The following is a 6,000-nucleotide window of genomic DNA, read 5'->3' as shown; positions in this document are numbered from 1 at the left end:
TGCTGTTGCAGCGCAGCCAGGGGTTCTGGCTGCGCTGCAACAGCACTATGGTGAGCAGCACCAGCAGGGCGAGCCCCAGATTCTCCAGGCTGCCGAAGCTGCCATCCTGCATGGCGGCAAAGCCGCCGCCCATGCTCACTAGGCCCACCTTGATCAGGGTCAGCCCGATGAGCAGCACCACGATGCCGGTGACCAGCGGCGTGATCACCTGACGGATCAGATGCAGGCAGCGGCTCACCACTATCATGCTGAGGGAGGCGACCAGTATGGTGCCAAACAGGGTGGCCAGCATCTGCTCTTCGGGCATGGCCGCCTGCTTGAGGGCCAGCCCAGAGGCGATGATGGGGCCGAGGAAGTTAAAACTGGTGCCCTGCACCGAGAGCAGTCCCGAGCCGACCGGGCCGAAACGGCGGGTCTGGATGAAGGAGGCGATGCCCGACATCAGCAGCGACATGGAGACGATGTAGCGGCTTTCCTCGGCGCTCAGCCCCAGCGAGGAGGCGATAATGAGCGGGGGGGTGATGATGCCGACGAACATGGCCAGCATGTGCTGGAGGGCGGCAAACAGGGTTTGGGGTAAGGGAGGTCTGGCCTCCAGTCCGTAGATGAGATCCGTGTGGGGGCGGGACGCGCTGGTCATGGTGATTTTGTCCGAGGCTTGGGGTTACAACATATCGTGCCGCCGTCGCGGCGCGGGGAATCTGGATGAAGAGAAGGGCCCGCAGAAGCGGGCCCTTGAGTACAGGGGGATTACTTGCCCTGCTCACGCTCGATGGCGCGCCAGCCGATGTCATGGCGGTAGAAGAGGCCATCCCACTGGATGCGAGCCGCCAGCTGATAGGCGCGCTGCTGGGCTTCGGCCACGCTTTGGCCGAGCGCAGTGGCACACAGCACGCGGCCCCCTGCGGTGACGACGGTATCGCCTTCCAGGCGGGTGCCGGCGTGGAACACCATCTCGCCGCTCGCCTCCTCAACCGGCAGGCCGCTGATGGGCTTGCCCTGCTGGTAGTCGCCGGGGTAACCGCCGGCGGCCAGTACCACACCGATGGCGACGCGCGGGTCGTAGACGGCTTCCATCTGATCCAGCTTGCCGGCACAGGCGGCCAGGCACAGCTCGACCAGATCGGACTTCATGCGCAGCATGATGGGCTGGGTCTCGGGATCGCCGAAACGGCAGTTGAACTCGATCACCTTGGGGTTGCCCTGCTCATCGATCATCAGACCGGCATAGAGGAAACCGGTGTAGACGTTGCCTTCGGCGGCCATGCCGCGCACGGTCGGCAGGATCACCTGCTCCATCACCTTCTGGTGCACGTCGGCCGTGACCACAGGGGCCGGGGAGTAGGCGCCCATACCGCCGGTGTTGGGGCCGGTATCGCCGTCGCCGACGCGCTTGTGATCCTGGCTGGTGGCCATCGGCAGCACATGCTCGCCGTCGACCATGACGATGAAGCTCGCCTCTTCCCCTTCCAGGAACTCCTCGATCACCACCCGGGCGCCGGCATCGCCGAAGGCGTTGCCCGAGAGCATGTCACGCACTGCGGTTTCGGCTTCTTCCAGGGTCATGGCGACGATGACGCCCTTACCGGCGGCCAGACCGTCGGCCTTGACCACGATGGGGGCCCCCTTCTCGCGCAGGTAGGCCAGTGCCGGCTCCACCTCGGTGAAGTTCTGGTATGCGGCGCTCGGAATGGCGTGGCGCGCCAGGAAGTCCTTGGTGAAGGCCTTGGAGCCTTCCAGCTGTGCGGCGGCGGCCGTCGGGCCGAAGATGGCCAGCCCCTCGGCACGGAAGGCGTCGACCACCCCCTTCACCAGCGGTGCCTCAGGCCCGACTATGGTGAGCTCGATCTGCTGGCTCTTGGCAAATTCCACCAGAGCCGGAATGTCGGTGGCCGAGATGGCCACGTTCTCGACCCCGCTTTCGTGGGCCGTGCCGGCATTGCCGGGGGCGACGAAGACGCGGTTCACCAGGGGGGAGTGCTTGGCCTTCCAGGCCAGGGCGTGCTCGCGGCCGCCGTTACCGATCACCAGTACTTTCATGGTCTGTTTCCGTTGCTCGTTTCGTCGTGTGCGAAGTGGGCGAACCCACCCCGCGCTCTCGTTATCAATGGCGGAAGTGGCGCATGTTGGTAAAGACCATGGCCATGCCGTGCTCGTTGGCGGCGTCGATCACCTCTTGATCGCGCATCGAGCCACCCGGCTGGATGACACAGGAGATGCCGGCGGCAGCGGCGGCGTCGATGCCGTCGCGGAACGGGAAGAAGGCGTCGGAGGCCATGACGGAGCCCGCCACGGTCAGCCCTTCATCCTCGGCCTTGATGCCGGCGATCTTGGCGGAGTAGACCCGACTCATCTGGCCGGCGCCGACGCCGATGGTCTGCCCGTCCTTGGCGTAGACGATGGCGTTGGACTTGACGAACTTGGCCACCTTCCAGCAGAACAGCAGGTCGTTGAGCTCTTGTTCGGTGGGCTGGCGCTGGCTGACCACCTGGAGATCGCCCAGGGTGACCATGCCCAGATCGCGCTCTTGCACCAGCAGGCCACCGTTGACCCGCTTCATGTCAAAGCCGCTGGCCGGGGCGGTCCACTGGCCGCACTCGAGCAGACGGACGTTCTGCTTGGCGGCCACCGCGTCGCGGGCCTCTTGGCTCACCACGGGGGCGATGATCACTTCGACAAACTGGCGATCGACGATGGCCTTGGCGGTGGCGCCATCCAGCTCACGGTTGAAGGCGATGATGCCGCCAAAGGCGGAGGTGGGGTCGGTCTTCCAGGCGCGCTCGTAGGCGTCCAGCAAGTCGCCGCCGATGGCCACGCCGCACGGGTTGGCATGCTTGACGATGACGCAGGCCGGTTCAGCGAACTCTTTCACGCACTCGAGCGCGGCGTCGGTGTCGGCGATGTTGTTGTAGGAGAGGGCCTTGCCCTGCAACTGGGTCGCGCTGGAGACGGAGCCTACCGCGGCCTGCTCTTCCACATAGAAGGCGGCACCCTGGTGGCTGTTCTCGCCGTAGCGCATGTCCTGCTTCTTGATGAACTGGGCGTTGAAGGTGCGCGGGAAGCGGGACTCCTCGTCACCCTCTTTGTTGTCGCCATAGGAGGGCACCATGGTGCCGAAGTAGTTGGCGATCATGCCGTCGTAGGCGGCGGTGTGTTCGAAGGCGGCGATGGCCAGATCGAAGCGGGTGGCAAGGCGCAGGCTGTTGCCGTTGCTGTCCATCTCGGCGATGACGCGGTCATAGTCGGCTGCCTTGACCACGATGGCGACATCCTTGTGGTTCTTGGCGGCAGAGCGAACCATGGTCGGGCCGCCGATGTCGATGTTCTCGACGGCGTCTTCCAGGGTGCAACCCGGTTTGGCCACGGTGGCGGCGAACGGATAGAGATTGACCACCACCATGTCGATGGGGTTGATGCCGTGCTCGCTCATGATGGCGCCGTCACGGTCGCGACGACCGAGGATGCCGCCATGTACCTTGGGGTGCAGAGTCTTGACGCGGCCGTCCATCATTTCGGGAAAACCGGTGTAGTCGGAGACTTCGGTCACCGGCAATCCGGCCTCGGCCAGCAGCTTGGCGGTGCCTCCGGTGGAGAGCAGATCCACGCCACGCTCATTCAGGGCGCGGGCGAACTCAAGGATTCCGGTCTTGTCCGAGACACTCAGCAGGGCGCGGCGGATGGGCCTGGCTTGTTCCATTACTCTATCGTCCTCAAGGTGATGGGGACCCGGGCACGCGCACGCACAACGAGAGTCCCCGTGATGATGTGGGGGGAATTTCACAAAGCCGACTTGAAGCAGTCAGCTTTGGGAAATACCCGCTTGAGGGCGGCGTTGGTTGTCGGCGCGCATTTTACACAAAAAATGTGAGCGGTGGGGGATTTTTTGCCGGTGCAAGGCCTTGATTGGCGCGGCGTTAAACGTTTGTCGTTGATTTTGAAGCAAACGATTGTTTTCGAGTCCGATTTGTCGTTGTAACGGGCTGGCACGCATTGGGGAAAGTGGGTGGCGGGTGTAGAGTAGCGCCAACAGAGTAAGGAGGAGACATGTACCGGATCGGTGAATTGGCCAAGGCGTGCGGCATCAAGGCCGACACCCTGCGCTTTTACGAAAAGAACGGCCTGATCGCCCCCAGCATTCGCAGTGAGGCGGGTTATCGGCTCTACAGCGAGGCTGACCGTCGCCGTCTCGAGTTTATCCTGCGGGCCAAGTCGGTGGGCTTCTCCCTGGCCGACATCGGCGAGCTGCTCGATCTCGATCGCAACAAGGCCAGCGTCACCTGCCAGGAGGTGAAGGCGGTGGCCGACGCCAAGCTCGATCAGGTGGAGGCGAAGATCCACGAGCTGATCCGCTTTCGCGAGAACCTCAAGGCGCTCTCTGCCATCTGTTGTGGCGGGCCGCGTTCGGCCGAGCACTGCGCCATTCTCGAGACCCTGGAGTCGGGGGAAACGGGGAGCCACGAGCATCACGAGCACGGGGCATGAAGGGGCGGGCAACCTATTGCATCGCGATGAAAGCGGGCGCACAATCGGTGCGTTTTTTAACCGTCCCATGCCGGGCATACGATGAAAAGGAGCCGATATGGCCAAGAAGAAGAAGGTGGTCGACGTCGCCACCGCCCACGAGCATCAGCGTGGCACCGTGAATGACAATCACCTCAAGGCGTTGGTGACCTCGCCCCTGTTTCAGGTGCGGGTCGAGAAGAGCGGCAAGGGCAAGGGCAGCTTTCAGCGCACTCCCAAGCACCGCAAGGGGTGGGAGTGCGGTCAGCAGTCGATGATGTTCGTCGCCTGCTGACCGCACTTCCCTCTTATTCGTCCATAAACAGCTCGAGCAGCACGTTGAGATAGCGGTGCCCCAGCGCCGTCAGCTGCCAGCTCTCCCCGTGATCGGCGATCAGCTCCTTGCTCTGGGCGATCGCCAGCACGCTCTCGACCCGTTCCAGTGACAGCCCTGTGTAGGCGGTGAACTCCGCCTTGGGGACCGGCTCGAACAGGCGGAAGCGGTTCATGAAGAACTCCAGCGGCAGGTCGTCCGCCTCCACCACCCAGCGTTGATCCAGATAGGGCCGCCCCGGCTCCAGATAGCCCTTGGGGTGTTTGACCTTGGCGGTACGCACTATCTGCCCCTCGGCGGGCAGCGTCAGCTTGCCGTGGGCGCCGCAGCCGATGCCGAGGTAATCCCCGAAACGCCAGTAGTTGAGATTGTGGCGGCACTGGTACCCCTCCTTGGCATAGGCCGAGATCTCGTACTGGCGGTAGCCATTGGCGGTGAGCAGGGCGTGGCCACGCTCGTAGATCTCCCACAACACCTCATCGTCTGGCAGGCGCGGCGGCTTGGAGGCGAACGCCGTGTTCGGCTCTATGGTGAGCTGATACCAGGAGAGATGGGGCGGGGCGCAGGCGATGGCCTGCTCGAGATCATAGAGGGCGTCATCGAGGCTCTGATCCGGCAGGCCGTGCATCAGATCCAGGTTGAAGGTGGGAAGCGCAATGGCGTGGGCCAGCGCCGCAGCGGCGCGCGCCTCGTCCGGCCCGTGGATACGGCCGAGCCGGGTCAGCTTCTGCTGCTGGAAGCTCTGCACCCCGATGGAGATGCGATTCACCCCGGCGGCGCGAAAGCCGGCAAACTTCTCCGCCTCGACCGTGCCCGGATTGGCCTCCATGGTGATTTCGCAATCATCCACCAGTGGGAGGCGAGCGCGGACGCCATCTAGCAGCGCCTGCATCGCCGCGACGCTGAGCAGGCTGGGGGTGCCGCCACCGATGAAGATGGAGTGCAGCGGTCGGCCCTGGGCCATGGGCAAGTCCTGCTCCAGGTCATCGAGCAGGGCGGCGACGTATTCCTGGTGGGGCAGCTCCCCCTTCTGGGCGTGGGAGTTGAAGTCGCAGTAGGGACACTTCTGCACGCACCAGGGAATGTGAATGTAGAGGGAGAGGGGAGGCAGTTGCAGCATGGTGGTTCCATCAACAAAACGGGGCCCGTGGGCCCCAGTCTATCGC

6 protein-coding genes are annotated in these 6,000 nt (G+C 64.0%); 2 read left to right on the top strand and 4 right to left on the bottom strand.

The window, feature by feature from the left end:
- The 3 genes from BN1134_RS17915 to purH all read right to left on the bottom strand — a co-directional run.
- On the bottom strand, positions 1–640 hold a 640-nt coding region (locus BN1134_RS17915; protein WP_042048870.1), incomplete at its 3' end, for a solute carrier family 23 protein.
- A gap of 110 nt (positions 641–750) precedes the next feature.
- Positions 751–2,040 (bottom strand): phosphoribosylamine--glycine ligase, encoded by a 1,290-nt coding sequence (purD, locus tag BN1134_RS17910; protein ID WP_042048869.1) that lies wholly within the window; start codon positions 2,038–2,040, stop codon positions 751–753.
- A gap of 64 nt (positions 2,041–2,104) precedes the next feature.
- Positions 2,105–3,697 (bottom strand): bifunctional phosphoribosylaminoimidazolecarboxamide formyltransferase/IMP cyclohydrolase, encoded by a 1,593-nt coding sequence (gene purH / locus BN1134_RS17905; protein WP_042048868.1) that lies wholly within the window; start codon positions 3,695–3,697, stop codon positions 2,105–2,107.
- 347 nt (positions 3,698–4,044) lie between these two features.
- Here purH and zntR point away from each other — a divergent pair, with 347 nt between their 5' ends.
- Both zntR and BN1134_RS17895 read left to right on the top strand, forming a co-directional pair.
- Entirely contained in the window at positions 4,045–4,482 is a 438-nt protein-coding gene (gene zntR, locus BN1134_RS17900) for a Zn(2+)-responsive transcriptional regulator (protein WP_042048867.1), read from the top strand.
- 97 nt (positions 4,483–4,579) lie between these two features.
- Positions 4,580–4,795, top strand: coding sequence for an alternative ribosome-rescue factor A (locus tag BN1134_RS17895; protein ID WP_042048866.1), 216 nt, complete (start codon positions 4,580–4,582; stop codon positions 4,793–4,795).
- 13 nt (positions 4,796–4,808) lie between these two features.
- Here BN1134_RS17895 and hemW read toward each other — a convergent pair whose 3' ends face one another.
- Complete coding sequence (hemW, locus tag BN1134_RS17890; RefSeq protein WP_042048865.1) at positions 4,809–5,954, bottom strand: radical SAM family heme chaperone HemW; 1,146 nt, start codon at positions 5,952–5,954, stop codon at positions 4,809–4,811.
- Positions 5,955–6,000: the final 46 nt, after the last annotated feature.

The organism is Aeromonas simiae, from assembly GCF_000820125.1.
GTDB classification, from domain to species: domain Bacteria; phylum Pseudomonadota; class Gammaproteobacteria; order Enterobacterales; family Aeromonadaceae; genus Aeromonas; species Aeromonas simiae.
Note: the sequence above shows the minus strand (reverse complement) of the source record. Positions and strands in the feature narration are given on the sequence as shown.

What these genes read in the sequence shown, in the direction of transcription:
- purD (WP_042048869.1), bottom strand. Translation starts at nt 2,040, where the DNA reads ATGAAAGTACTGGTGATCGGTAACGGCGGCCGCGAGCACGCCCTGGCC.
- purH (WP_042048868.1), bottom strand. Translation starts at nt 3,697, where the DNA reads ATGGAACAAGCCAGGCCCATCCGCCGCGCCCTGCTGAGTGTCTCGGAC.
- zntR (WP_042048867.1), top strand. Translation starts at nt 4,045, where the DNA reads ATGTACCGGATCGGTGAATTGGCCAAGGCGTGCGGCATCAAGGCCGAC.
- BN1134_RS17895 (WP_042048866.1), top strand. Translation starts at nt 4,580, where the DNA reads ATGGCCAAGAAGAAGAAGGTGGTCGACGTCGCCACCGCCCACGAGCAT.
- hemW (WP_042048865.1), bottom strand. Translation starts at nt 5,954, where the DNA reads ATGCTGCAACTGCCTCCCCTCTCCCTCTACATTCACATTCCCTGGTGC.